The sequence below is a fragment of the Limibacter armeniacum genome, assembly GCF_036880985.1.
GTDB lineage: Bacteria > Bacteroidota > Bacteroidia > Cytophagales > Flammeovirgaceae > Limibacter > Limibacter armeniacum.
The window spans coordinates 490,946-517,481 of sequence record NZ_JBAJNO010000009.1 but is presented as its reverse complement, the minus strand read 5'-3'; the positions used below and the strand labels follow the sequence as shown (position 1 = coordinate 517,481).

Sequence of the window (26,536 nt, the reverse complement as noted above, 5' to 3'; positions counted from 1 at the left end):
AAATATGAAAATCGAAATGAAGAATTTAGCATATATCACATTGGTACTTTTCAGCACCCTGTTCTATGGGTGTAGTGATGAGCTACTGGATGTCAAAAACCCGAATACGCTCACAGAAGACCAGTTTTGGCTGTCAGCTGAAGATGCTGAACTGGGACTGAATGCCATCTATGCCATGCAGTACAAGCCAGGCTTGTGGGGCAGATGGATTTATTTCAGATACGACCTGACCTCTGACGAAGGATACAGCAAAAGCCCTTGGATTGAGTTGGGCGACTGGACGAGATTCCAGTATGTAAACTACAATTTTTGGGAAGGTAACGTCATTACATGGAGAGATCACTACAAAGGGATTTACCGTTGCAATCAGGTAATTTCAAATGTGCCTGCCATCGAGATGGATGAAGCGCAAAAAGCGGAGATCATTGCTCAGGCAAAATTCTTCCGAGCTTTCTACTACTACAATATTGCTGTATTGTGGGAAGATGCACCAATCGTATTAGAACCTTCGGAGCCGGATGATCTGCCGGAACAGAAGACAGTAGAGCAGGTATGGGCACAGGTAGAAGCAGACCTGATGGATGCCGTGAAATCATTGCCAGTACAATGGGATGATGCCAATGTAGGAAGACCTACGCGTGGAGCAGCCAATGCCATGCTAGGCAAGATGTATATGCAACAACGCAAGTGGCCTGAAGCCAAAGGTGCATTGGATTACTTCTTCACAGGTGAAGGAAGTGGAGCGTACAGCCTGATGCCAAACTTCAAGGACAACTTTACACATGAGTTTGAGAACAACTCGGAATCCGTATTTGAGATTCAGTTCTCGGATGACAACTTTGGTGGAGGAGACGGTGATGAGCCAAATGCCAACATGGGTAACAACAGGGCGCAGTTTTTTGCACCGGCAGGTATTGGGTGGTCTGATGGTCAGGCAAGACACTGGTTGGTGGATGCCTTTAAGCAAGAGATGAATCAGGATGGAGAACTGGATGAGCGCTTGAGACATTCTGTCTTCTACAGTGATATTGAAGCAGACTTTGGTGACAAGATCTATGGAAGAGACTGGCAGTGGGGAGCCGAGGATGCTTGGTTCAGAAAGTACCAGAGAGACTATTACAGGGACAATGAGGATTATCACTCGCAGGTTAACCTGAGAATGATCCGTTATGCAGACATCTTGTTGCTATATGCTGAAGTGTTGAATGAGTTGGGACAAACGGCGCAGGCATACCAGTATGTCGATGAGGTAAGAGCAAGGGCTAATATGGCACCACTGGCAACTGCATATCCTGCTATCGGCAATGATGCTGACCTTTTCCTGGAGCGTCTGAAAACGGAACGTGTACTGGAGCTTTGCGGGGAAAGCCACAGATGGGAAGACCTGAAGCGTTGGGGTGATTTGGATTCGCAAGCAGCGGTAGATAACATTGCACTTCGTGATCCTGATTTCAAGAACTTTGAGGTAGGTAAAAATCATCGTTTGCCAATCCCTCAGGTGGAAGTGGAGAATAACCCGAACCTTTCGCAGCATGCGGAATATTGATAAATAAATGTTACAAGAGCCTGCGCCATTGGCGTATGGCTCTCATTTACTGACTCTTTTCAAGAGAAAGGCAAAAGCATTGTTTACGGTCACAATTGGTTGTGTTTTCCGTCAGGAATCGCTTTGCCTGCTATTTTTTCAGCTTCCGAAAAATTGATTATTAGATCTGAACAAAATGAAAAACTTGACTCAATACCTATTGCTGATGGTAGTCTTACTTTCAGCAGGAGTCTCCTATGCGCAGGATACATTCACCAACCCCTTGTTGCCAACGGGGCCTGACCCTTGGATTACCCATATCAACGGGCACTATTATTATATGAATACCTTAGGCAACAGGTTGAAAATATGGCGGACTGACGAGATAAATAACTTAGCCAATGCGGATACTGCAACTGTTTGGACTCCACCTGTTGAAGGACCAAACTCTACCCTGATCTGGGCACCTGAAATCCACCTGTTAGATGGAAAATGGTACATCTATTATACGGCTTCAGACAAGGCTGACGAAGGTGACCATAACCGATGGGTTTTTGTATTGGAAAACACAAACCCTGACCCGTTGAAAGGCGAGTGGGTGGACAAAGGAAAAGTAAATACGCAGTACAGCGGTTTGGATGGTTCCTTGTTTGAACACAAAGGCAAGCGTTATTTTGTCTACTCAGCTTATATAGGTCCACAAAGTGTATTGTGCATTGCAGAAATGAAAAACCCTTGGACCATCAAGAAGAAACAGGTGCCATTGGCTTATCCTGAGTACGAATGGGAAAAGATGGGGGGCAGACAGATTCTGGAAGGACCACAGTATTTGGAAGGTCCAAAGGATAAGATGTTCCTGATTTACTCTGCAAGCGCTTGCTGGGCAGATGAATATTCTTTGGGAATGCTGTCAGCAGCAAAAGATAGTGACCCGATGAACCCAGCTTCATGGAAGCGATCAGAAAAGCCTGTTTTCAAGCAGTCTGCTGAAAATAATGTCTATGCTACAGGGCATAACTCTTTCTTTAAGTCGCCAGACGGAACGGAAGACTGGATTCTATACCATGCCAATACAGGTGCAAACAGGGGCTGCGGATGGGAGCGCTCACCAAGGGCACAGAAGTTTACTTGGGATGAAAACGGTTACCCTGTATTCGGTGTGCCTGTTAAGCCAAATGTAGCACTTCCTGTTCCTTCTAAAAGTATATAATCATTGTTATGAGAAATATAATTACAATCCTGTTCCTCTTGATTGTGGGAAGTGTTTCAGCTCAAGACACTTTTACCAATCCTTTATTGCCTTCCGGCGCCGATCCTTGGAGCATTTACATGGATGGACATTATTACTATACCCATACTGTTGGGGACAGGATCACTATCTGGAAAACGGATAACCTCGCCAACCTGAAAACGGCTGAAAGCAGTACTGTTTGGACGCCACCTCAAGGAACCAATTATTCCAAGGAAATCTGGGCACCTGAAATCCATCATATTGATGGAAGCTGGTATATCTACTTTGCTGCAGATGACGGCAAGAATGATAACCACAGAATGTATGTACTGGAATGCAAGGACAAGGATCCACTGAAAGGGAAATGGAAACTGAAGGGAAAGGTAGCAGATAAGTCTGACAAATGGGCAATTGACGGTTCCGTATTCAAGCACAATGGTCAGCTATATATGGTTTGGTCAGGTTGGGAAGGAGATACCAATGGACAGCAGGACATCTTTATTGCTAGAATGAAAAACCCGTGGACGATAGATGGCAACCGTGTGAGGATTTCTACACCAACCTACGCTTGGGAAAAGCATGGAGACCTGAATGATCCTGTAAATCCTCCACATGTCAACGTGAATGAAGGTCCGCAGATTCTCATGCACGACAACAAGCTGATCCTGATCTTCTCTGCCAGCGGATGCTGGACGGATTTCTATGCACTGGGCATGCTGACAGCAGATGCAGACAGAGATTTGTTGGATGCTTCAGCTTGGAAAAAACATGCTGAGCCAGTATTCAGCCAATCATCTGAAAACGGTGTTTTTGCACCCGGACATAATTCCTTCTTCAAATCTCCTGATGGAAAGGAAGACTGGATACTCTACCATGCCAATGCGGAATCGGGGCAGGGCTGTGGACATTTCCGTTCGCCAAGGGCACAGCGCTTTACTTGGAAAAAAGACGGTACACCCAACTTCGGAACGCCTGTCAAGACAGGTGAAGTACTGCCGATTCCTTCTTTGTAATCAACTTAAAATATGGCCATTGGTCAAATTAATACCCAAAACACATGGAAAAATGAAACGCAATTTATTACTGGTTTTCTGCTTGACAATACTATCAATGGGCTTTGCTACAGCTCAGGAAATTTTGTTGGAAGATGTCACTTCCTTTTACCCAAGGATGATCAGGCTTGCTGCCAGCGGGAATGCAAATGGTCGCCTGATTGCCAGTTTTGATGTGATTGGTGCAGGGCATATCTACCAGAGCACTGATGATGGCAATAGCTGGTCTCAGATAGCAGTCATTCCGGAAACCCAGTATCAGAATACCTGTTGCAGCGAACTGTATGAAGTACCCCAGCAATTGGGTAATACAGCAGCCGGAACCTTGTTTTGGACCGTTTCTGCCCACAATGGAGCAGCGCCTGCAGCCAGAGCCTTGAAGATTTACAAGAGTACGGACCATGGCTATACATGGAGCCTTTTCTCCACGCCAGTTACGGGGAATACAGGACTTTGGGAAGCGGAATTTGCCATTGATGACAATGGAAACCTTGTCATGTATTATGCTTCCGAAGAACATAAGTCATCAGGCTATAACCAGTTGATCGCCCATAAGGTATCCACAGATGGAGGACAGACTTGGGGAGGGGAGGTCATAGACATTGGTATGCCCGATAATATTCAGCGTCCAGGAATGCCTACCGTTTCCAAGTTACCGAATGGTGATTATGTCATGGCATATGAGATCTGTGGCAGTACCTATAACTGTGATGCATTTGTAAGGACTTCTTCAGATGGGCTTAACTGGGGAACTGTCACATCCACCGGAACAAGAGTGGAATCTGTGTCAGGAAACCACTTCTCGCATGCTCCAACCATCACTTGGATTGACAATGGCACTGCTAATGGAGAACTGTTGATGGCTGCTCAGGTACTCAGGGATGGGAATAACGTTAATGCATCTCGGAACGGGCAGGTGTACTTTGTAAATAGTACCAATGCCAGTGGCTTATGGGCTGAAAGAGCGGCACCCATCTTCTCTCCAAGCGATGGGACAAACCCTTGTGGCAGTTACAGCACCCAGTTTGTATCAAAGGCAAACGGGGCAGAGATCATTCAGATGGCGAACAAAGAATGCAGAATGTATGTGGCATCAGGTCCATTCAATGCCCCAATAGCGGATGGCGTCTACCGTTTGGTAGCCAAACACAGCGGTAAAGCATTGGATGTCGATGCTTGCGCTACCAGTGATGGCGCCAATGTACAGCAGTGGCCATGGGCAGGTAGAGATTGCCAGCGCTGGAAGTTTGAGTATCTGGGGAACAGGGAATACAAAATTACAGCTCAGGTAAGTGGAAAGGCTTTGGAAGTGGATGCTTGCGCAACAGGCAATGGAGGAAATGTGCAGCAATGGCCTTGGAATGGTGCTGATTGTCAAAGGTGGTATGTAGAAGAAGTAGGAGGAGGTTATTACCGTTTGGTATCCAAGAATAGTGGAAAAGTACTGGATGTATCGGGCTGCAATATAGCAGACGGTCAGAATGTACAGCAGTGGGAGTGGCTTGGTGGTGACTGTCAGCAATGGAAGATCGAACCTGTCAGCCCAAATCAGGTAACTGAAGGCACATTCCGCATTTCTGCAAAACATAGCCAGAAAGTATTGGACGTTGATGCCTGTTCTACAACAGCTGGAGCCAACGTACAACAATGGCCTTGGAACGGAGCAGACTGCCAGAAATGGACGGTACAGGCCACAGCGGATGGCTACTATGAGTTGATCTCAGTGGTAAGTGGATTGGCTTTGGATGTGGATGCCTGTTTGTCAGTAAGTGGTCAGAATGTACAGCAGTGGACTTCCAATGGGGCAAACTGCCAACGCTGGGGTTTTGAAGAAGTGGAGACGGGTTATTACCGGATTATCTCCAAGAATGGGAAAAAGGTGCTGGATGTTTCAGCCTGTTCAACAGCTGACGGTGCCAATGTTCAGCTCTGGGACTGGATTGGTGGTGATTGCCAACGTTGGCTGCTAACCTCAGTAGGAGCAGGAGCAAGAGAGGGGATTCAAGAGATGGACAAGGAGTTGACGCTGAAAGTCTATCCCAACCCATCACCCGGTACTTTCCAACTGGATTTCAATAGCAAGATAGAAGAGCGTGTCACTGTTTCAGTCACAAATATTTTGGGACAGGAAATCAGCAGAAAGGAAATCACTTTCCAGAAAGGACTCAACAGTTTTGATATCAAAATTCCGTCAGGCAGTAAAGGTATGCATATCATATCCTTTGAAGCGGATGGTATTAATCACACGAAAAAAATCCTAATCGAACAGTAAGATGATCAACAGAAAACTATTTGGGGCGACCTTACTTTTTGTCGCTCTGCTTTTTTCGGGAATAGCATTCGGTCAACAACCGGACCCTCCGGGGCAAGTGAAAAACGGAAAACCTGTCCATGAGGCTTATCTGTTTGCCCATATGACCCATGCAGATTATGGAAGGTTGTATTACTCAGTCAGTTTGGATGGACTGCATTGGAAACAGTTAAACAGTGGGAAAAGGGTGTTTGAGGGGTACAAAGGACATCCGGATATCTGTAAGGGGCATGATGGACGCTACTACATTGCGGGTAACGAAAGTGATGCATCGCCTGATATCAATATCTGGGTTTCGGAAGATTTGGTTGAATGGAAAAAGCACAGCACTTATACCCCTGACCTGAAAAAGACACCTAATTACAAGCCCTTGCAGCGGATAGGTGCCCCAAAACTGTATTATGACCAGCCGTCAGCGCAATATGTGATGACATGGCACACGCCTCACAAGGAAGGAACAAAGAAAGACCCTGAACGCTACTGGGCTAGCCAAAGAACCTTGTATGTTACTTCCAAGGATTTGGTGAACTTTTCGGATACCCCTCAGAAGCTGCTGCCTTGGGACATGGGTACCATTGATGTCAGCATCCGCAAAATCGGGGAGAAGTACTATACCATTATCAAGGATGAGGCTTATCCTACTTTGGATTGGCCAACGGGGAAAACGATCCGTATCGCAAGCTCGGACAACCTGTTCGGACCTTATGAGCACCTGTCTGACCCGATCAGCCCCAACTTCAGGGAAGCACCAATGTTGATTCCTTCACCTGACGGAAAGGTTTGGTACCTGTACTATGAGCAATATCCGGGGGTATCGTATGGGCTTTCGGTTTCCTCAAAGTTGGAAGGTCCTTGGCACCAGATTTCGGGTTATACCTTCTTCGCAGATTGGGACAAGTATTCATTCCCTTCCAAGGTAAGGCACGGCTGCATGATCACCATTTCCAAAGCGGAGTATGACAAGCTAGTCAATGCATTTGGAATCGAGAAAGAAGAGGGAATGTAAAGGCATTACTTGAACAGGAGCAATCAATTTTTTTAATCAGTATAAAAGAAAAGACCATGAAAAAGATCTTAATCTATGCAGCAGTAGCGGCAACTTTTTTTGCCTGTAAGCAAGCACAAAAGCATGAAGTAGCAAATGAGACCAAGAAGGAAGTAGGCACCAGATGGACAGTGGAGGAAGCAGAAGCATGGTCAAAGAAAATGGGTTGGATGACAGGCGGAAACTTCCAGCCAAGCACGGCCATCAACCAGCTGGAGATGTGGCAGGCGGAGACTTTTGACCCTGAAACAATGGACAGAGAATTGGGCTATGCAGAATCGATCGGGTTCAATGCCATGCGCGTATACCTGCACCATGTCGCTTGGGAACAGGACAAGCAAGGTTTCAAGAACCGTGTAAAGCAGTACTTGAGCATTGCAGACAAGCACGGCATTAAAACCATCTTTGTCTTCTTTGATGACTGCTGGAATGCGACTTATGTCGCTGGTACACAGCCTGAGCCTAAAACGGGTATCCACAACTCCGGTTGGGTACAGGATCCGGGACCTTCGGTACATGGTGATACGACAATGTATCCTTTGCTTGAAAGCTATGTAAAGGATGTTTTGACAGAGTTTTCGGGTGATGAGCGTATTGCAATTTGGGACCTTTACAACGAGCCAGGTAACAGTGGTTATGGTAATAAGTCAATGCCATTGCTGAAAAAAGTATTTGAATGGGCAAGAGAAGTGGACCCTACACAGCCTATTTCAGCAGGTTTCTGGAATATCGAGCTGAAGGAGTTGAATGCTTTCCAGTTGGCGCATTCTGATATTACCACTTACCATAATTACATGGACCCGAAGACACACCAGAGCTGGATTGACAGTCTGAAAACTTACGGCAGACCGATGGTATGTACAGAGTATATGGCACGTACCAATGGCAATACTTTCCTGAATACTTTGCCGATGCTGAAGCGAGAAGGAATCAGTGCCATCAACTGGGGATTGGTGTCAGGAAAGACAAATACCATTTACGCTTGGGATACACCAGTAGAAGATGGCTCAGAGCCAGAAACTTGGTTCCATGATGTATTCAGAAAAGATGGTACACCATACTCTGAGGAGGAGGTGAACCTGATCAAGGAACTGAATGAGAAAGTTCAGTAGTAAGCACTGTTAGCCCTGATTATTAACCTGATTGTAGGCATGCAGAAGTTAGACCTTAACCTGATTCTAACTTCTCTTGCCTTTTTCAAAACCTTAAAACTTTTTAATTATGAGATGGAATAATGGAATCATAGGTTTGCTCCTTTTAGGAGGATTGTCCTTGGCAAGTTGCAAGCAGGAAAATGGTAATACTCAAGTAAATGAGGCAACCGTAAATGGTAAAGAATGGTTGTCAGCCAAGGCTTTTGAAAGCAAGGCAGGCGAAAAACAGACACATCTTTATTTGCTAAAAAACAGTCAGGGTATGACAGCCGCTATCACCAACTATGGTGGCAGGCTTGTAGGATTGAAAGTGCCGGACAAGAACGGAAACTTAATGGATGTTGTGGTTGGCTTCGGTAGTGTGGAGAAGTTTGCGGAGTCAACAGAACCTTATTTTGGCGCAACCATTGGACGGTATGGAAACCGGATTGCCAATGGGAAATTCATGTTGGATGGTGAGGAATATACACTGGACACCAACAACGGTCCCAATATGCTGCATGGGGGAGACAAGGGTTTTCAGTATGTAGTATGGGATGCTCAACAGAAGGATGAAAAGACCTTGGAGCTGCATTTTGTGGAAAAGCATTTGGAGGAAGGTTTCCCGGGTAATCTGGATGTTTATGTGACCTACAGTCTGACGGAAGACAATGGACTTTCGATTGAGTACAAGGCAACAACAGACCAAAAGACAGTGGTGAACCTGACCAATCACGCTTTCTTTAACCTGAATGGAGAAGGAAGTGGTACCATCTTGGATCACAAGCTGCAAGTCAATGCGGATTTTTATACGCCAGTAGATAGTACACTGATTCCTTCAGGCGAGCTGGCAGAAGTTGAAAATACACCTTTTGATTTCCGAAATGCTGAGACGATTGGTAAAAGAATTGGTGAAGACAACCTTCAGTTGACCAATGGAGGAGGCTATGACCACAATTTTGTATTGAGCAGAGGGACTGATTCAGAAACAATGTTCAAGGCTGCTACTGTATGGGGAGACAAGACAGGAATCAAAATGGAAATTCTGACGCAGGAACCGGGTTTGCAGTTCTACAGCGGCAACTTTATGAAAGGTCAGAATACCTTCAAGAGTGGTGCAAAGGATGATTACAGGACGGCATTCTGTCTGGAGACACAGCACTTTCCGGATTCACCTAATCAACCGGATTTTCCATCAACGGTATTGGAGCCAAACGAAACGTATCATACCAAATCGGTTTACAGGTTTTCGGTAGAAAAATAGGTCGTTTTGAAGGATTCTGAAATATGTGAAAAAAGACCATAGGCTTCAGTTGAGGCTTATGGTCTTTGATCTTTATAAAGACTATGTCGATTTACTTTCTTATTCCTTCCAGTATTAAGGTGAGGGCACGCTTGACCCTAAAAGACTTTTCAGTGTCATCATGTAACAATAATGCTCCACTTGTCATCATCAGCAGCAAGGGTAAGTCCTCGGTGAGTTGAAAATCCTCTCGAATGCATCCTGAAACCTTGGCTTCCTGTACGGGTTGTTCAAAGATAGTATAGATGCGCTGTATGATACTTTCATCAATATGTGACAACCTAGAGGCCAACCATTGGAAATCTGTTTGTTGTTCGATGATGACTTCCAGTAACTTGAAAAATCGGTCTTTTTCACCCTCTATCGTGTTGGCACGTTCTTCCAGAATATCTAAGTTATATTGAAATACCTCCATGACAATGGTTTCCATATCAGGGAAGTTTCGGTATAGTGTTGCCCTCGAAACACCAGCTTCTTTCGCTATATCGGTTAAAGATACTTCTGTCCCTCTTTCAATAAAGGCATTTCGGGCAGCAAGTATAATCGCCTGCCTGTTGGCTGAAGCATCACTTCGGATATCAGTGACGGGACGGTCAGTTTTTGAAGAGTAATTTCTCATGCTTCAAATATAAATGGTGATTGACAACAAAGTGCCTTCATCTTAAGGTTATTGCTATTTGGGTTTTAACAAATTTAACCTGTGATATTATGTGATACAAAATGTATCACATAAATTGTGAGTGATGCAAGGTGTATCATTTATTAAGTAAACTAACAAACCTTCAATTTCCAGTAGCTCATTGGTATTGTAGGAGTAGTGCTCAAAAATCTAAGATCCTATGAAAGTTAAAGACAAGGTGATTGTGGTGACCGGTGGCGGTAGTGGAATGGGGCGTGAGCTGACGCTTCAGTTACTCAATAAAGGGGCTAAAGTAGCCACAGCGGATATCAATGAGTCAGGACTGGAAGAAACAAAGCAACTCGCTGGTGAACTGGCTAAAAATCTCTCAATCCATGTACTGGATATTACAGATAAAGCAAAAGTGGAGGCTTTTCCTCAGGTAGTCATTGAGGAGCATGGGGTGGTTGATGGTATTATCAATAATGCTGGAATCATTCAACCCTTTATTGACGTGAAAGATCTTGACTATGAACGTATTGAGCGTATCATGAATATCAATTTTTATGGTGCCCTATATATGGTGAAATCATTCCTGCCACATTTGTTGGAGAGACCAGAAGGTCATATCGCCAATGTTTCCAGCATGGGTGGTTTTATTCCATTTCCGGGACAGACGTTTTATGGAGCTTCAAAAGCAGCCGTCAAACTATTGACAGAAGGACTTTACGCCGAGCTAAAGGATACTCAAGTACATGTGACGGTTATTCATCCCGGAGCAGTAAATACGAATATTACGACCAATTCAGGTGTTGAAATGAGGGGAAATGGCGATGCAGCCGAACAGGCAGCTAAAACACTGTCTCCTCAGAAGGCAGCAGAGATTATGATTGATGCCATTGAGCAGAACAAGTATCGTGTAATGGTAGGAAAGGATGCCCGTTTTCTGGATTTCTTCTACCGTTTTAATCCTGAGAAGGCGGTGAAGTTTATTGTAAAACAGATGGGGGCTTTAGCCAAAAAGTAGTGTGTTGATATCAATTTTCTCAAAAGCGGAATCGTGAGATAACATTCCGCTTTTGTTTTTAAACTAGCTTTTTGAACATCATTTTTTGAGCTGTTGGGTTTTATAATTACGGCTAACATCATCTACCGACTTAAAGTCACTTCACTGCTTTTCATCTGTTTGAATAATGCTTATTTTATAGTTACTCTTCTGGTTTAGCTATTCATGCTTGCCACTTAATAACATATCCTCTTCCCTTCAAAGCCTACCCAAGATGCTTTGTAGTATTACAAAAGTCTCAACTGCTGATCTGCTATGAAAATATACCTTTACAAATTCCTGCTTGTATTACTGGTTTTGTTTATTCAAACCTTTGACGTCTTGGCCCAAGACGGTCATTATTGGACGCAGCATTATGGTACGAAGTCTATGCTATTGAGTAACTCGGTGATTGGTGGTGTAAGTGATCTGGGAGCCGTGTTTTATAACCCTGCCCGATTAGGGATGATCGATAACCCTGCCTTCTTGCTGAGTGCTGATGTATATGAATTGAATTCATATAAGTTTGAGGATGCCGTTGGTGAAAACGCCAATTTATCCAAGAGAGATTTTGGTGGAGTTCCCAGTATGGCAGCCGGTACGTTTAAGTTGGGTTTCGCTCCGAAACACCATTTTGCCTATGCAGTATTACAGCGACAGCGCATCGACTTGGATTTAAGTTATGATGAAGAATCGTTTGGCGATGTCTTGGAAGCTTTCCCAGGTGATGAATACTTCCGAGGACTGGTTCGCTTTAAGCAAAACGTCAAGGAAGAGTGGTTTTCGGTGGCATGGTCATATCCTGTCAGTGAGAAACTGAGCTTGGGGCTGACAACCAACGGGGTCATTTTTGAACAGAGCAAAGGGAATAATATTGAATTGCAGGCATTGGCAGAAAACAATGAGGTGGCAATATTCCGTTTTAACCGAAACTTCAGTTTCAAAAAGTATGGGTTAATCTGGAAAGCAGGTCTTTCTTACCTATGGAAAGATGTGTTGTTGGGCTTGACTGTAACCACTCCTATGATTGAGATTACAGGAGATGGGAAGTATGAATTTGGAGAGTTCTTTTCGGGGATAGAAGGCGTGTCGACAAGTCCGGACCTTTATACTGCGGATAACCAAAGTGGTTTGAGTGCCAAAAGGAAAACTCCTCTTTCGATTGGGCTTGGTGCAAGCATTCCATTTAACAAAAGCAGTCTCAATATAAGTGCTGAGTGGTTCAGTGGCATTTCTTCCTATACAGTTATGGAGATTGATCCATTTGTTTCCCAAAGTGATGGCGACACCATTAACTTTCAATTGGTTGATGACCTGAACAGTGTCATCAATGTAGGGGTTGGGGCTGAGATATACCTGAGTGAAAAAGTGTCAGGATATGTTAGTATGAGTACTGATTTTTCGGCAGTTCCAACAGATGTGACCAGCTTTTTCTCCAATGGTGAAGTAGCTTCCAATACGGCATTCTCGGCAGACTATTACCACTTTGCAGGAGGAGTAGTTTTGAACTTCAAAGGAGCTGATATCACCTTGGGAACGGCATACACAGGAGGAAGTCAGGATTTTGCAAGACCGTTTAATTTTCCTGAAGAGGGAGAGTCTAATGATATTTTTGATCCTAATGAAACTGCTAAAATCAAATGGAGCCGTTGGCGACTGGTGTTTAGTTTCTCGGTGCCATTCTTTAAGGACTACGCCAAGAAGCTGGAAGACAAATTCGATAAGAAGAAAGAGTAGCCTAGTATGGGTTGAAGTTATTTATTACTTCAACCCATTGTTTGATAGCCACTATAACAAGGTGTTATAGTGAAAAGGTGTTTTTGGGATACTGTTTATGTCAGGTACATCCATATGATTCTGGACATACGAAAGTTAAATGGCCAAAGGATCATTACGATAAAAAGTAATAGGTATAAGATGTAGTCAGATGGAACTCCTAACAACCTGCTAATGATAAAGGCAGTGACCATTTCGGCAATACTCAACGCATAGCTAACATACATAGCTCCCATAAAGTAACCGGGCTCCTTTTCAAACTTGTGCTGGCAGTTAGGGCAACATTCTTTCATTTTAGGCGCTTTGAACAAGAAGACATTCCCTTTTGATCCAAATACTTTTTCTTTCCCACAAATGGGACATTTACCCCTGATGATTTTTTTGACAAGCCTTACCATAGATATGAAGTTTATTTTTGCAAAATTCGCTTCAGTAAGGGAATTTTCCTTTGAAGGAAAGTTTCAACTTTTTGTATAATTGAGACATTGACTGTTTAGGGACTAATGAAAAAAATCAGCATACTGAATATATCGGAGTTTGAGAGTATGGAAGGCTCGGTAGACTTTTACTGCAATACTTTCAGTAACCACTTGGAGACGCACCATAAAAGTATTCTGATCCCACATAAGCATGATTTTTTTCTGACAGTTTTGTTTACGCAAGGAACGGGCATTCATGAAATAGATTTTGAACGGTATCCTATTGAGGCAGGGAGTGTATTTATGATGAACCCTGGGCAAACACATTACTGGGAGCTGTCTGATGATGTTGAGGGGATTATCTTCTTTCATACACAGGAGTTTTTTGACATTTCCTTTACCAATCAGTCCATCTTTGACTTTCCTTTTTTTTACTCATTATTAAATCCTTCGGTGCTTTTCCTGTCAGGAACAGAATGTGGTAAACTGTCTCACTTTTTTGAAGAGTTGCTTTCAGAATACACATCTCCACAGCTGTTTACAAGACAAAAGGTTTCCTCATTGTTGAGCTATATCTATATCGAGTTAAGCAGGAAGTTCTTTAGTGTACAGGAAAATGGCATTCAAAAGTCCAGTACCTATTCACGGCACTTGCGAAATCTGGAAATATTGATTGAGCAAAATTATAAAGAGGAAAAGTCGCCAGCGGCTTATGCGGAAATGTTGAATATCACCAAGCGGCACCTGAACCGACTAGCGCAAGAGTCTTTGGGTAAGACCGTTACCGAATTGATTACAGAGCGGGTTTTGCTGGAAGCCAAGCGAATGCTGGTTTCTACAAGTAGTTCATTCTCTGAGATTTCCTATGATTTGGGGTATGGGGATTACGCCTATTTTTCAAGAGTATTTAAAAAGTGGACAGGTGTAACACCTTCTGAGTTTAGCAAGCAATATAGAGTGCAATAAGTGGCTTTTCGATCAGGTTTATTTATTGGATTAAACTAATAAACAATTAACTTTAAATAAGATTACATTTCCTCGTTTCATTACATGAATGTGTAGGAGGGGGATTTATGAAAACCTATAAATAACTAATAAACAAAAATGAAAAAGCTATTTCTACTATTGCCATTGCTACTATTGGGTTTGACATCTTATTCTCAGTCTCTTTATAAAGGAGGTTTAGAAGTAGGAGCAAATATGATGGGAGGAAACTTGATGATTTCCAATGTGGAAGCTGATACGGAATACTCATGGGGAATAAGACTGGGATATGTTGGTGAGTATAAGCTTTCGGATGGCGCTTTTTTGAGAGGTGCCGTACTGCTTAATCAAAGAGGATTTCAATTTGCTGATGAAAGATGGGGATTGAATGCGATTGATGTACCTGTGAACTTGGGATACAATTTCAATTTGAATGATGATGGGCTTAAGCTGTTCTTGGATGCAGGTGTCAATTTGGAGTATAACTTCAGAGCGTTTACTAAAATCAATGATGAGCTTGTGACGCTGACAATAGGCAGTGAAGAGGGAGATATTAAGCGATTCTCAACAGGAGTGAATTTTGGAACAGGCCTTCAGTTTTCAGAAAAGGTAAAGCTAAGGGTAAACTATTACAAAGGCATGACAAACCTGCTACAGTCTAACAATGATGAATGGAATAATCATGTTGTAGGAGTGTCGTTAGATTACTTCTTTAAGGCATAAAAGGATGATTTATCCATTCAAGTAAAAGGTCCCCAAATGAAATGGGGACCTTTTTTATGTATAAAAACTATTAGGATACTGAGTTTGGCTCTTGTCCATTAAAGAACTCCCTTTTTTGACGAGATGTTACCTAATTAGGTGAAATACACTTTGAGCTTATGGCTTGTTTGCAGGCGAAAACTTAGTCTCATGAAACGCCCTATTTTTCTATTGCTGCTTTCCTCTCTATTACTTATCTACTTTAGCTGTTCTGATGATACTGATGAAACAACTCCTGCTGTAGAGATCACCGCTGAGTTTACGGCTGATGTCACATCTATAAATGCAGGTGATTCAGTCCATTTTATGGATGAGACGGAAGGAGAACCAACATCATGGAGTTGGACTTTTGAAGGAGGTACGCCTAACACTTCATCTCTACAACATCCTACTGTTACCTATGATACTGTAGGGGTGTTCTCGGTGATACTAAGTGTTTCAAATGGTAATGCTGAAGATTCCATTACCAAGGTTGGGTATATCTCAGTCAATGGAGATGGCCCTACGGTGGCAGTTGTCGCCAACTTTACAGCGGATACAACTATGGTTAGGGAAGGGGATATCGTCAGGTTTACAGATAGCTCAACAGGAAACCCCACTGTTTGGCAATGGACTTTTGAGGGAGGAAATCCAATGGCGTCTGCTGATCAGTTTCCGACAGTTACCTATGATTCTGCGGGAACATTTGAAGTAACACTTATTGCTTCGAATGAAACGGAGAATGCTGCCGATACACTTTCAAAAGCTGCATATATCACCGTTGTTGAACGAGATTCGACAGAGGAATTAATGGCGAAATTTTCGGTTGATAGAGTTAATATTCAGGCAGGGGATAGTGTCCGGTATACCAACAGATCTACAGGAGCAATAACTTCTTTACAATGGACTTTTGAAGGTGGACAGCCTACTGTGTCAGATAAAGTAAACCCAACTGTTGTCTATGATTCAGCAGGGGAATATACAGTGTCATTGACTGTTCGAAATGCGGATGAAGAAGATACAGAGACCAAAGATGCTTTGATTACAGTTACCCGTGTTGATATCAAAAAAGATGAGGTAAATGCAAATTTCACTGTAAGCAAGACCAATATTCAGGCAGGAGATAGTATACAGTTTACCAACCGTTCGACAGGTCGGCCTTCAACACTTCAGTGGACTTTTGAAGGGGGGACGCCTGCGACTTCCAATGTGGCAAACCCTAAAGTCGTTTATGATTCAGCAGGTGTTTATGCTGTGAGCTTGACAGCTAGAAATGCCAATTCAGAAGATACAGAGACAAAAGCGTCTTTTATTAATGTAAGAGAAAAGTCAATTGCGACAGCACCTACTGCGGCTTTTGAAGCTGATCAAACAGCCATACAGGTTGGAGATACAATTCATTTCAAAGACTTGTCAGAAGGGGAGCCAAGTACATGGCAGTGGCACTTTGATGGAGGTACACCTTCGACATCAGCAATACCAAATCCGGCTATTGTCTATACAACAGTAGGGAAGTACACAGTTGGTTTGAAAGTGTCCAATGAAAAAGGAGAAGATGAGATAGAAAAAGAGGCATATATCACTGTTACAAATGAATTGTCTAATCAGAATGAGCTGATAAGTTTTGGTTTTGAGGCAGCTAATAATGGTGGCGTGATCAGTTCGGAAGGGGAAGTCAAGGATGGAGAAGTATTGGTCTTTTTACCATTTGAGACAGATAGGACTTCTTTGGTACCCACTTTTGAAATATCTCCATTGGCTAAATTATCTATAGAGGGGCAACAATTGACAAGTGGTACTTCTGAGGTAGACTTGACCAATGAGGTTACGCTGACAGTAGCAGCTGAAGATGGTTCTGAAAATACTTTCACCCTTAGGTTGATTACCCATTTTGACGGTTTGGATAATGCAATACAAGGCGTGATGAACAGCTATAATATACCGGGCGTCCAACTTGCGATTATTAAGGATGAAAAATTGGTTTATGCATCTTCATATGGTTTTGCAGATAGGGAAAGTCAAGCTCCTGTTACCAATCAGTCATTATTTAGAATTGCGAGTGTATCCAAACCGATTACTGCTGTGGGAATCCTCAAGCTGAAAGACCAAGGTCTATTGAACCTCAATGATAAAGTGTTTGGTGATGACGGCATTTTAAGAAACCAGTTTGGGACACCGCCATACAGTAATGACAAACAGCAGGTTACAGTCCGTCATTTACTTGAACATACCTCAGGTTGGACCAATATCCCTTTTGACCCACTCTTTAGTAACATCAGTACAAGTCAGGCTGAACTGATTGCAGATATGTTGGATAACAGGGCTTTGGAATACTCTCCAGGAGCTACCTATTACTATCTGAATTTTGGCTATATGCTATTGGGGCGTATTATAGAAGCGGTATCAGGGATGTCTTATGAAAATTACATGCAGAGCAATGTACTTCAGGCTTCAGGGGTAAATGCAGCCATGCAAATAGGAGGGAATACATTGGGACAACGGTTACCAAATGAGGTGAAATATTATGGACAGGAAGGGTTCAGTCCTTATAACTTGAACATTGAAAGATTGGATGCTGCCGGAGGTTGGGTGGCATCAGCAACAGATTTGGTGAAAATACTGAGAAGAATTGACCGTAATCCTGATCAACCTGATATCCTGTCACAATCAAGTTTGAATGAGTTATACTTTGGCTTTTTCAACTGGTATATCTACGGTTCACTTTCAGGTACGTCCAGTGTACTATCAAGAGTCAATAATGATTTTGGTTTTGCGGTACTTGCCAATACAAGGGTGATCCCTGACGAGGAAATTCAAAACAGGTTATTGGAAGTCATCAATGCAGAAGTTGCCAGCAGGACTGAGTGGCCTGACTATGACCTTGCAGATTGAAGCAAATAAAATCGGGTGATGTGTTAGCATCACCCGACTTTAGCTGTATGATCAGTACTGATAACTGTAAAACTTGTTGGAATCATTGAGTTCCATTGGGTGCTGGACAAACCATGTCACAAACTCATCCCATCTTTCTTTATTTAGCTCATGCCACATTCCAAACTCTTCTTCATCTCCCATCATAAGTAACCAGTAGTTATAAGACTCAAAATGATTTAGATCAAGCATTTCTTTCTGGTGCTCGAACAGTACGTTTGGATATTGCTCATGGTGATTACTGTTGAAATAAGCTGTTATAAATTTTTGTCTTATTCTGTTCAATGAGGCTATGTTGATTTCTTTTTCATTGATAACAGATGCACCTAGCAGAGGCTCATAAACACCAATGCCAAATGGTAATTTAAAGTTATCCTCATCCATCAGGTCATTGAGTTGCAGGGTGGTGTTTTTGCTAAAACTGATCTCAATTGAGGAGTCGGGTGAGATGGTAATCTGTGACTTGTAAAGTTCAAACAGCATTTGGCTGATTTCCTGAGTACGTATGGTATTACGTTCCAGGTTCATAAACAGTTCGCCATAAATCATTGCCCAAACCTCTTCCGTTGAGCCTCCATAAATCTTTGCAGCCCAATAGTAGTTTGATGAAAAAGTAGGATCTACCTTGATTCCATTTTCATAATAGCGCAAAGCCTTCCCGTATCTTTTATTCATCATTTCCATATTACCCCTTTCGAGGTGAAGCCTGCCTGAGTTAGGGAATTTTTTCAACCCTGTTTCATAGGTCTTGATGGCTTTAGATGGTTTGCCACTCCAGTCATAACTGTTCCCCAACATCTGGTAAACCCTGTCACTTATATTTGGATACTTGGTTACTTTCTTAAATTTTTTGATTGCTTGCTTAAAGTTCTTGGCAATACAGTGTGCATAACCTATTTCGTAAAGGTAAGTGTAGTTGTCAGGGTCAAGAGCCATAGCTTCTTCCAATAGCTCTATAGCAGGGGCAGTATAGCCTGAGTCCATTTTTACAATGGCTGCTTGGCATAATTGCGCTGCTTTTTCCTTGTCAGTTTGAGCAAAGGATAAAGTGGTGAATAGAAGGAGTAAGCAAGTGGTTATCGTTTTCATAATTAGAAGTTTAGAGTAGTTTAGTGGTTGTCAGAAAACAGTGTCAAGCATTTTGAGAGATGAAATCTTTCAGCTTCCCTTTTTTAGCTAACTTGATATATTTTTCAATATTCTTATCCTTGTTGAGAGTAGGTTTGTTCTTGGTATAAAAATCAATTACAGCCTGAATTCCGGCAAGGTTACCTGCTTCAGTATTGTCAAAATCTTTAGATTCAAGACTGTATTTAGCCCACCCTCCCATAAAAATCACAAGCATTTCAGGTGATGTCTGAATAAATGTCAGAATTCGTGGATCAATCCCGATATGAACCTTGGGGCTTCCCGACAGCCATTCAACTACAAACTTATTGGCTTTTTGTCTTTCACTATCCTGTCTGTAATAAGGCTCATCCAGTAGAAAGTTGATACAAGCCAGTGCGTCAGTTTCATAACGATCATAATCCTCCTCAGTTTCAAGTGTGTATTTAGTTGGAATTTTAAAATCCTGAGAGAATGCCGCAAAAGAGGTTAAGAAGATAAAAAGTGTAAGGGTTAAAGTTTTCATCAGTTTAGGGGTTTGTGATAAAAAAATACTGATGATAAGATAATGAGTTTTTTGTTAATAAATAAGTTGGTGTTTACAATGAAAAAAAGCGGTACACCAATGTGATTGATGTACCGCTTCAGATTATCAATGATTTATAGTCTTAAATGCCACTTTGTTTTAAGGCATTTTCAAGGTCAGCAATTTGATCTTCTACATCTTCAATGCCCACTGAAAGTCTTACCATTCCATCTGAAATACCCAACTCATTTCGGGTTTCGGAAGGAATGGAAGCGTGCGTCATAATTGCAGGGTGCTCAATCAGACTTTCAATACCACCCAAGCTTTCTGCCAACGTAAATACGTGACAGTGCTCCAAGAACTTCTTGGTCTGTTCAAGGTTTCCTTTCAAGATTACTGAGATCATGCCGCCGAATGCTTTCATTTGCTTTTTGGCAAGTTCATGCTGTGGGTGAGATGGTAAGCCAGGATAGATTACCTTTTCAATAGCAGGATGCTTTTCCAACCATTTAGCTATTTCCATGGCATTTTGACAATGCCTTTCCATTCGGAGCGCTAACGTTTTTAGGCCTCGGTTAGCAAGAAATGACTCGAATGGTCCCTGTACTCCACCGACAGCGTTTTGGAGGAAACGGATTTGGTCTTCCAGTTCCTGATTATCACCAGTGATGACCACTCCACCAACAATATCAGAGTGTCCGTTCAGGTATTTGGTTGCTGAATGTGTGACAATATCAAAACCAATGTCCAATGGTCTTTGCAGGTATGGAGTGGCAAAGGTGTTGTCAGCTACGGTGATCAGCTTGTGTTTCTTACCCAGAGCGGCAACTTTTTCCAAGTCCACCAATGTCAGCATAGGGTTAGTCGGCGTTTCTACCCAAATCATCTTGGTGTTGGGCTGGATCGCAGCTTCCAAAGCAGCAGTGTCATTGAGATCCATAAAGGTGAACTCCAGATTGGCGCTACGCCTACGGACCTTGTCAAACAGGCGGAAAGTACCACCATACAAGTCATTCATGGCAATTACGTGGTCGCCAGCATCCAATACTTCCAGAATGGTCGAGGCTGCTGCCAATCCTGAGGCAAAGGCAAAACCAGCTTTCCCGTTTTCAAGTGCTGCTACTGCCGCTTCATATGCGAATCGGGTAGGGTTGTGGCTTCGAGAGTACTCAAACCCCTTGTGTTCGCCCGGACTCGATTGTACATAGGTGGAAGTGGCATAAATAGGAGGGATGACCGCTCCTGTGGTAGGGTCGGGTTCCTGTCCTGCATGGATAGCTTTTGTGGCAAATTTGTATTCTTTCATTTTGGCTGATTATTGATTTTGATATAAGACAGGTCCTATATCCAAGTTCTTACTTATTATTTTTTCTTTTCAGGTAGTTGAGCAAGTCAATCTTGGTAATCAATCCGATAAAGTTGTCACCCTCAGTCAAGATAGCGACATAACCTTGCTCAAGGATTTCGGTAAGTTTATCCATTGAGTCTTTCGGATGAATCAGTGTCAGGTTCGATGTCATGGCACTTTTCACTTCCTGTTGGAAGGCATGACTATTTTTATGAACAGCAATAAGCAGATCATGTTCGTCAAGGATGCCTACAATTTTTCCATCTTCTATAACAGGCAGCTGCGAAACGTCATACATTTTCATCTTGGAGTATGCTGCCTGTAAGGTATCACTTGGTTTGGCTGTGACTACTTCTCGTTTGGTGTAGAATCTGGAAACAACATCACGTAGGTCATGGTATGTTTCTCTTTCGATAAAGCCTTGGTCTTCCATCCAGTGATCGTTGAACATCTTAGAGAAATACTTACTGCCACTGTCACATACGAAAGCCACTACTTTTTTTGGAGTGGTCTGCTCACGACAGTAACGCAATGCAGCGGTTACGATGGTGCCGGATGAAGAACCTGCCAAGATACCTTCTTTTAGCAGCAGTTCACGGGCAGTTAAGAGGCTGTCCTTGTCGCTTACGGTATACGCCTTTTTGACATTGGAAAGGTCTGCGATGTCTGGAATAAAGTCCTCACCAATTCCTTCAACAAACCAAGAGCCTGCCTCTCCATAAGAGCCTTTATGTATATAGTCCGCAAGGATAGACCCTTCAGGATCTGCCAAAACCATTTCAACATCAGGCTTTACTTTCTGAAAGTAATGAGCCAGCCCTGAGATGGTACCACCTGAACCAACGCCACATACGACCGCATCGACTTCTCCATCTGTTTGGTCAAAGATTTCAGGACCGGTAGAGGTTTCGTGAGCCAGTGGATTTGCTTGGTTCTGGAACTGGTTAATGTAAAAGGTGTTAGGACGTTCTTCTGCAATTTTAGCAGCAAGGTCCTGATAATACTCAGGGTGTCCTTTTCCAACATCTGATCGGGTCATAATGATTTCTACCCCCATGGCGGTGAGGTGGGATATTTTCTCCTGACTCATCTTATCAGGGATCACAAGCATCATTTTGTAACCTTTCAGGGCTGCGACCAAGGCAAGCCCCAAGCCAGTATTACCAGCAGTCGCTTCAATCAGTGTGTCTCCAGGTTTAATCAGTCCTTTAGCTTCGGCATCCTGAATCATGGAAAGCCCAATACGGTCTTTGATTGAGCCCCCTGGGTTCATGCTCTCCATTTTCAGGTAAAGCTCACATACACCTGTGTCAAGGTGGTTAGCTTTAACCAAGGGAGTGTTTCCGATCATGGAAAGCAAGTCAGGATACGTGTTTTTTGATTTGTCCATAGCAAGATCAGGTAAATTAATGTGATGAATAACAGTAGCGCTTCCGAAATGTTTAAATACATGGGTTTCAGTAACAGTCTACTGTTGGGTTAGATGTGTTTGTGTTGTGTTTTGATTTTATAAATTCCTTAATCGTTGAGATAAAATATTGAAATTTTATATTTTTCAGAATTAATTTAAATATAATCAGAATGTAAGATTGATCTAAATGAATAGGTCAAATATTATTTCTCATTGCTAAATACTAGACTACTAATGAAAAAACTGGGACTACTTTTTACGGTGCTGTTGGGCAGTTCTTGCCTTTTTGCGCAGAAGACGATTATACATTGCGGAAAGCTGATTGATGGGAGCTCAGACAAGGCAATGAAGGAAATGTCTATACTTTTGGATTCTAATAAAATTCTGGATGTAAAGAAAGGTTATGTGATGCCTGAAGCAGATGAACAGCTGATAGACCTCAGTGGGCAAACTGTTATGCCTGGACTGATGGATATGCATGTTCACTTGGAAGGAGAGTTTTCGCCTAGTCATTATATGGATCGATTTGTATTGGATGATATCGATGTAGCTTTCCGTTCTACAGTATATGCCAAAAAGACCTTGATGACAGGTTTTACGACAGTTCGTGATCTAGGAGGTAGTGGTGTGAATATCGCCTTGAGAAAAGCCATTGATGGTGGCTGGGTGGAAGGACCTCGTGTATATACTGCTGGAAAGTCAATCGCTACAACTGGTGGACATGCTGACCCGACCAATGGCATGCGCAGAACATTAAGAGGGAATCCTGGACCAAAGGAAGGGGTGATCAATGGTGCTGACGAAGCTAAGGAAGCAATCCGTCACCGTTACAAGAATGGAGCTGACGTGATCAAGATTACCGCTACAGGTGGTGTTTTGAGTGTTGCCAAGGATGGTAAAGGCGCTCAGTTTACAGACGAGGAGCTAAAAGCGATTGTAGAGACTGCGGCAGACTATAACTTTGTGACGGCAGCGCATGCACATGGAGCCGAAGGGATGAAGAGAGCTGTAAATGCAGGTATTCATTCTATAGAACATGGTACTGAAATGACAGAAGAGATCATGGAGTTGATGATTGAGAAAGGAACTTACTACGTACCTACCATTACCGCAGGAAAAGCTGTAACTGAAAATGCAAAAAAGGCAGGCTTTTATCCGGGAGTCATCGTACCGAAGGCATTAGAGATTGGACCGAAGATTCAGGGAACGTTTAGCCGAGCTTACAAGAAAGGGGTGAAAATTGCATTTGGAACAGATGCAGGGGTATTCCCTCATGGTGAAAACTGGAAAGAATTTATTTATATGACTGAAGTTGGGATGTCACCAATGGAGGCAATCCAATCGGCAACGAAAACAGCTTCTGAACTGTTGGGCATTTCAAAAGAAGTGGGAACAATTCAAAAAGGTAAGTTGGCTGATATTGTGGCAGTTGATGGTGATCCGTTAGAAAATATAGAGGTAATGGAGAAAGTGGTTTTCGTAATGAAGGACGGAAAAGTTTATAAATCTGAATATGCTAAGCCTCAATAATTGATTGAATATGTATTCATTTTTCGCATTGTGTTTTTGGTTTCAAAAAGAGTTGTTTTTTTAGTTTAAAAAATTAAATTTGCAACACTAATTGAGCTAGACAATACAAGATTAGCAATAAACTGAAAACGAAAAATAAATATCTGATTTTACCTCTCAAGCTGTTATAGCATGAGAGGTTTTTTTATATTTCCAATTAATAGACTATAACTAATTGGAAATGAAAAACAAACTTTACGCATTGCTTCCCCTGCTTTTTGTTTTGATGACTTCATGTGTTCAAAATGAAAAGCCACAACAAAGTACCACCGAACTTGAACAGACGCTCAATACCTTTTTAGATGATTGGCATAGGGCAGCAGCCAAAGCTGATTATGAAGGCTATTTTGGTAAAATAGCTGAAGATGGGATTTATATCGGAACCGATGTGACTGAGCACTGGACCAAGACAGAGTTTGAAGGTTTTAGCAAACCCTATTTTGATAGAGGAAAAGCATGGGATTTTACAGCAAAGGAACGTAACCTTTTTGTTTCGAAAGAAGGTAACATTGTCTGGTTTGATGAAGTGCTCGATACTTGGATGGGAGATTGCCGTACCTCAGGTGTTTTAGAAAACACAAAAGAAGGATGGAAGATCAAACATTATCAACTTTCAGTAACTGTGCCTAATGAAAAGATTCAACAGTTTATTGATTTGATAGATGGTTAATTGATTGATATATAATCGATTACGCTATCCTTCTGAAGAAGGGTATTTAAATGAAATTTAATTTGACAAAAGATTTGATTATTATGTAGTCAAATCTTTTGTAATTTATTAGCAATGTTGCACGTATTGCAATTACTTTTTACTTAACCTATTTTATTATCATGAGAAGTATTATTTATAGAATTCTGTTTCTGATTGCTGCCTTTTTCCTATTCAGACAAGGACTGGTCGATTACCAGTTGAACACACTAATCTCAAATCCTAAATCATACACTTTGCCTGAGCTTTTTGCTGCGAATGAAAAGCAAATTGAAGACTACTTTGTCGTGAAGGATGTAAAACTGTATGCAGATAAATATGTTGCTCATTACGATAAAGCGACTAGTGAGATTTTGTCTGTTACCTATCCATTGACAGGTCTTAGTGCCGATTCGGAGGCTGTAAAACTGCTCGTTACCGACTATGATGTATCAAATGAAAGTATTGAAGACGGAAGCTATTTCGGGTCTTTGGATACGGAAATCAGTGGTTGGGTCAATATGGAAGGGGAGTCGGATGAAACCTTGTCCTTACTGGAAGATAAGGGAATAGCTGTGTCTCCTAGTACGATTTACCTGACAAAAGGAAAGCAGCCATTGGGGTATGCAGAAAGTATATTTGTAATGGTATTTGCAAGTTTGATTATGGCGCTTATGGTTTACTCATTTGTACCTGTAAACCGTAAGCGACTGGCACAAGCGAATTAGACAAAACTTTTCTTTAGGACAATATTACTACAATTATAACCGTCAGGTATTTGAGGAAAATGCTTGACGGTTTTTTGTAACCTTTTACAGGTTTCCAGTTTTGAAGTATAATGCCCCGATTGATAACACCAAAAACAAACTTATATGCTAAAGCAAACAATCTATTTCTTTATATGCGTACTGCTGGTTTCATGCGGACAGCATGAGCAAAAAAGTGAAGGGTTACAGTCATTATCTATCGATGAAGATATGGAGTATGCGGCAGAAGAAATGGCGTCACCATCATCAGCAGCAACCCAACAAAGACAACAGTCACCACAACCCGCTGAAAGAAAACTGATCAAGGAGGCGAATATTACTTTTGAAACCAAAGACCTTGAAAAGGAACGTGCCCGAATTGCAGAAAAAATCAAGGCTGTAAATGGATTTGTTTCTTATGAGTTAACGTCAAAACAATATGATCGTAATTCTTTAAGTCTTACACTTAGAGTTCCTTCAGCAAACTTTGATCAATTTATTAGTGGCCTTTTGGATGGGGTAAAGCAGATTGACCGAAAAGAAATCAGGGTCAAAGATGTAACGGAACAATATGTGGATGTGGCTGCCCGTATCAGAACAAAGAAAGCATTGGAGACGCGCTACTTAGGGATTTTGAGTAAAGCGAAAAGTGTAGAGGAGATGCTAGAGGTAGAGAAAAAGCTAAATGATGTGAGAGGGGATATTGAATCAGCTGAAAGCATCATAAAATCGTTGTCAAGCCAAATAGACTTAAGTACAATTGACCTTGTCATTTACAAGAGAGTGGAGTTGGTACAACAGAAAACAATGAGAGTAGGCTTTGGCGAGCGACTATTGGCTTCATTGGATTCAGGGTGGCAAGCATTTTTGGAGTTTGTACTGATCCTGACTAATCTGTGGGTATTTTTGGCTGTAGGAATACCGTTGACTTTCTGGTTGATCAGATTAAGGGCAAAACGTAAAAACAAGGAACTTGAAAGATAGGCTATGGACAGCTGGAATTGGAGACAATTCCAGCTGTTTTCT

At 42.2% G+C, this 26,536-nt stretch carries 22 protein-coding genes; 16 read left to right on the top strand and 6 right to left on the bottom strand.

Annotated features, from left to right (window positions below; translation table 11 throughout):
* Positions 1–16 precede the first annotated feature (16 nt).
* From V6R21_RS19755 to V6R21_RS19725, 7 genes are all read left to right on the top strand, one after another.
* A complete protein-coding gene (locus V6R21_RS19755; RefSeq protein WP_334245281.1) occupies positions 17–1,546 on the top strand; it encodes a RagB/SusD family nutrient uptake outer membrane protein in 1,530 nt (509 codons plus the stop codon).
* Positions 1,547–1,721: 175 nt separating this feature from the next.
* The gene (locus tag V6R21_RS19750) at positions 1,722–2,735 is read left to right on the top strand and encodes a glycoside hydrolase family 43 protein (protein ID WP_334245280.1); all 1,014 of its coding nucleotides are present in this window, start codon (positions 1,722–1,724) and stop codon (positions 2,733–2,735) included.
* 8 nt (positions 2,736–2,743) lie between these two features.
* On the top strand, positions 2,744–3,769 hold the full coding sequence (locus V6R21_RS19745; RefSeq protein ID WP_334245279.1) for a glycoside hydrolase family 43 protein: 1,026 nt from the start codon (positions 2,744–2,746) through the stop codon (positions 3,767–3,769).
* Positions 3,770–3,821: 52 nt separating this feature from the next.
* Positions 3,822–6,080 (top strand): RICIN domain-containing protein, encoded by a 2,259-nt coding sequence (locus V6R21_RS19740; protein WP_334245278.1) that lies wholly within the window; start codon positions 3,822–3,824, stop codon positions 6,078–6,080.
* A 1-nt stretch (position 6,081) separates the two neighbouring features.
* Positions 6,082–7,125, top strand: coding sequence for a glycoside hydrolase family protein (locus V6R21_RS19735; RefSeq protein ID WP_334245277.1), 1,044 nt, complete (start codon positions 6,082–6,084; stop codon positions 7,123–7,125).
* A gap of 56 nt (positions 7,126–7,181) precedes the next feature.
* Positions 7,182–8,276 (top strand): glycoside hydrolase 5 family protein, encoded by a 1,095-nt coding sequence (locus V6R21_RS19730; protein WP_334245276.1) that lies wholly within the window; start codon positions 7,182–7,184, stop codon positions 8,274–8,276.
* Between the two features lie 109 nt (positions 8,277–8,385).
* A complete protein-coding gene (locus V6R21_RS19725) occupies positions 8,386–9,561 on the top strand; it encodes an aldose epimerase family protein (RefSeq protein ID WP_334245275.1) in 1,176 nt (391 codons plus the stop codon).
* A gap of 91 nt (positions 9,562–9,652) precedes the next feature.
* Here V6R21_RS19725 and V6R21_RS19720 read toward each other — a convergent pair whose 3' ends face one another.
* The gene (locus V6R21_RS19720; RefSeq protein ID WP_334245274.1) at positions 9,653–10,219 is read right to left on the bottom strand and encodes a TetR/AcrR family transcriptional regulator; all 567 of its coding nucleotides are present in this window, start codon (positions 10,217–10,219) and stop codon (positions 9,653–9,655) included.
* A 220-nt stretch (positions 10,220–10,439) separates the two neighbouring features.
* Here V6R21_RS19720 and V6R21_RS19715 point away from each other — a divergent pair, with 220 nt between their 5' ends.
* Both V6R21_RS19715 and V6R21_RS19710 read left to right on the top strand, forming a co-directional pair.
* Positions 10,440–11,246, top strand: coding sequence for an SDR family NAD(P)-dependent oxidoreductase (locus tag V6R21_RS19715; protein ID WP_334245273.1), 807 nt, complete (start codon positions 10,440–10,442; stop codon positions 11,244–11,246).
* A gap of 294 nt (positions 11,247–11,540) precedes the next feature.
* Positions 11,541–13,001 carry a long-chain fatty acid transport protein gene (locus V6R21_RS19710; protein WP_334245272.1) on the top strand — a complete coding sequence of 487 codons (1,461 nt, stop codon included), beginning with the start codon at positions 11,541–11,543 and terminating at the stop codon, positions 12,999–13,001.
* A gap of 95 nt (positions 13,002–13,096) precedes the next feature.
* Here V6R21_RS19710 and V6R21_RS19705 read toward each other — a convergent pair whose 3' ends face one another.
* Positions 13,097–13,438, bottom strand: coding sequence for a DUF983 domain-containing protein (locus V6R21_RS19705; protein WP_334245271.1), 342 nt, complete (start codon positions 13,436–13,438; stop codon positions 13,097–13,099).
* A gap of 105 nt (positions 13,439–13,543) precedes the next feature.
* Here V6R21_RS19705 and V6R21_RS19700 point away from each other — a divergent pair, with 105 nt between their 5' ends.
* From V6R21_RS19700 to V6R21_RS19690, 3 genes are all read left to right on the top strand, one after another.
* Positions 13,544–14,425 (top strand): helix-turn-helix domain-containing protein, encoded by an 882-nt coding sequence (locus V6R21_RS19700; RefSeq protein ID WP_334245270.1) that lies wholly within the window; start codon positions 13,544–13,546, stop codon positions 14,423–14,425.
* A 138-nt stretch (positions 14,426–14,563) separates the two neighbouring features.
* Entirely contained in the window at positions 14,564–15,166 is a 603-nt protein-coding gene (locus tag V6R21_RS19695) for a porin family protein (RefSeq protein ID WP_334245269.1), read from the top strand.
* 189 nt (positions 15,167–15,355) lie between these two features.
* Positions 15,356–18,076 (top strand): serine hydrolase domain-containing protein, encoded by a 2,721-nt coding sequence (locus V6R21_RS19690; RefSeq protein ID WP_334245268.1) that lies wholly within the window; start codon positions 15,356–15,358, stop codon positions 18,074–18,076.
* Positions 18,077–18,127: 51 nt separating this feature from the next.
* On the opposite strand, the gene V6R21_RS19685 is transcribed toward V6R21_RS19690, so the two are convergent.
* From V6R21_RS19685 to V6R21_RS19670, 4 genes are all read right to left on the bottom strand, one after another.
* Positions 18,128–19,204: a tetratricopeptide repeat protein gene (locus V6R21_RS19685; RefSeq protein ID WP_334245267.1), complete on the bottom strand. Its 1,077-nt coding sequence runs from the start codon at positions 19,202–19,204 to the stop codon at positions 18,128–18,130.
* A 43-nt stretch (positions 19,205–19,247) separates the two neighbouring features.
* Complete coding sequence (locus V6R21_RS19680) at positions 19,248–19,748, bottom strand: hypothetical protein (RefSeq protein WP_334245266.1); 501 nt, start codon at positions 19,746–19,748, stop codon at positions 19,248–19,250.
* Positions 19,749–19,890: 142 nt separating this feature from the next.
* Complete coding sequence (locus V6R21_RS19675; protein WP_334245265.1) at positions 19,891–21,054, bottom strand: cystathionine gamma-synthase; 1,164 nt, start codon at positions 21,052–21,054, stop codon at positions 19,891–19,893.
* Positions 21,055–21,103: 49 nt separating this feature from the next.
* On the bottom strand, positions 21,104–22,486 hold the full coding sequence (locus V6R21_RS19670) for a pyridoxal-phosphate dependent enzyme (RefSeq protein ID WP_334245264.1): 1,383 nt from the start codon (positions 22,484–22,486) through the stop codon (positions 21,104–21,106).
* 255 nt (positions 22,487–22,741) lie between these two features.
* Here V6R21_RS19670 and V6R21_RS19665 point away from each other — a divergent pair, with 255 nt between their 5' ends.
* The 4 genes from V6R21_RS19665 to V6R21_RS19650 all read left to right on the top strand — a co-directional run bounded on the left by V6R21_RS19665 (position 22,742) and on the right by V6R21_RS19650 (position 26,494).
* Entirely contained in the window at positions 22,742–24,037 is a 1,296-nt protein-coding gene (locus tag V6R21_RS19665) for a metal-dependent hydrolase family protein (protein ID WP_334245263.1), read from the top strand.
* A 220-nt stretch (positions 24,038–24,257) separates the two neighbouring features.
* The gene (locus V6R21_RS19660; protein ID WP_334245262.1) at positions 24,258–24,746 is read left to right on the top strand and encodes a nuclear transport factor 2 family protein; all 489 of its coding nucleotides are present in this window, start codon (positions 24,258–24,260) and stop codon (positions 24,744–24,746) included.
* Positions 24,747–24,907: 161 nt separating this feature from the next.
* Positions 24,908–25,492 carry a hypothetical protein gene (locus V6R21_RS19655; RefSeq protein WP_334245261.1) on the top strand — a complete coding sequence of 195 codons (585 nt, stop codon included), beginning with the start codon at positions 24,908–24,910 and terminating at the stop codon, positions 25,490–25,492.
* Positions 25,493–25,636: 144 nt separating this feature from the next.
* Complete coding sequence (locus V6R21_RS19650) at positions 25,637–26,494, top strand: DUF4349 domain-containing protein (protein ID WP_334245260.1); 858 nt, start codon at positions 25,637–25,639, stop codon at positions 26,492–26,494.
* The last annotated feature ends 42 nt before the right edge of the window (positions 26,495–26,536 follow it).

Coding starts and splice junctions, on each gene's coding strand:
- V6R21_RS19665 (WP_334245263.1), top strand. CDS start 22,742: ATGAAAAAACTGGGACTACTTTTTACGGTGCTGTTGGGCAGTTCTTGC.
- V6R21_RS19740 (WP_334245278.1), top strand. CDS start 3,822: ATGAAACGCAATTTATTACTGGTTTTCTGCTTGACAATACTATCAATG.
- V6R21_RS19680 (WP_334245266.1), bottom strand. CDS start 19,748: ATGAAAACTTTAACCCTTACACTTTTTATCTTCTTAACCTCTTTTGCG.
- V6R21_RS19705 (WP_334245271.1), bottom strand. CDS start 13,438: ATGGTAAGGCTTGTCAAAAAAATCATCAGGGGTAAATGTCCCATTTGT.
- V6R21_RS19685 (WP_334245267.1), bottom strand. CDS start 19,204: ATGAAAACGATAACCACTTGCTTACTCCTTCTATTCACCACTTTATCC.
- V6R21_RS19735 (WP_334245277.1), top strand. CDS start 6,082: ATGATCAACAGAAAACTATTTGGGGCGACCTTACTTTTTGTCGCTCTG.
- V6R21_RS19750 (WP_334245280.1), top strand. CDS start 1,722: ATGAAAAACTTGACTCAATACCTATTGCTGATGGTAGTCTTACTTTCA.
- V6R21_RS19690 (WP_334245268.1), top strand. CDS start 15,356: ATGAAACGCCCTATTTTTCTATTGCTGCTTTCCTCTCTATTACTTATC.
- V6R21_RS19675 (WP_334245265.1), bottom strand. CDS start 21,054: ATGAAAGAATACAAATTTGCCACAAAAGCTATCCATGCAGGACAGGAA.
- V6R21_RS19745 (WP_334245279.1), top strand. CDS start 2,744: ATGAGAAATATAATTACAATCCTGTTCCTCTTGATTGTGGGAAGTGTT.
- V6R21_RS19720 (WP_334245274.1), bottom strand. CDS start 10,219: ATGAGAAATTACTCTTCAAAAACTGACCGTCCCGTCACTGATATCCGA.
- V6R21_RS19700 (WP_334245270.1), top strand. CDS start 13,544: ATGAAAAAAATCAGCATACTGAATATATCGGAGTTTGAGAGTATGGAA.
- V6R21_RS19670 (WP_334245264.1), bottom strand. CDS start 22,486: ATGGACAAATCAAAAAACACGTATCCTGACTTGCTTTCCATGATCGGA.
- V6R21_RS19725 (WP_334245275.1), top strand. CDS start 8,386: ATGAGATGGAATAATGGAATCATAGGTTTGCTCCTTTTAGGAGGATTG.
- V6R21_RS19660 (WP_334245262.1), top strand. CDS start 24,258: ATGAAAAACAAACTTTACGCATTGCTTCCCCTGCTTTTTGTTTTGATG.
- V6R21_RS19695 (WP_334245269.1), top strand. CDS start 14,564: ATGAAAAAGCTATTTCTACTATTGCCATTGCTACTATTGGGTTTGACA.
- V6R21_RS19730 (WP_334245276.1), top strand. CDS start 7,182: ATGAAAAAGATCTTAATCTATGCAGCAGTAGCGGCAACTTTTTTTGCC.
- V6R21_RS19715 (WP_334245273.1), top strand. CDS start 10,440: ATGAAAGTTAAAGACAAGGTGATTGTGGTGACCGGTGGCGGTAGTGGA.
- V6R21_RS19650 (WP_334245260.1), top strand. CDS start 25,637: ATGCTAAAGCAAACAATCTATTTCTTTATATGCGTACTGCTGGTTTCA.
- V6R21_RS19755 (WP_334245281.1), top strand. CDS start 17: ATGAAGAATTTAGCATATATCACATTGGTACTTTTCAGCACCCTGTTC.
- V6R21_RS19655 (WP_334245261.1), top strand. CDS start 24,908: ATGAGAAGTATTATTTATAGAATTCTGTTTCTGATTGCTGCCTTTTTC.
- V6R21_RS19710 (WP_334245272.1), top strand. CDS start 11,541: ATGAAAATATACCTTTACAAATTCCTGCTTGTATTACTGGTTTTGTTT.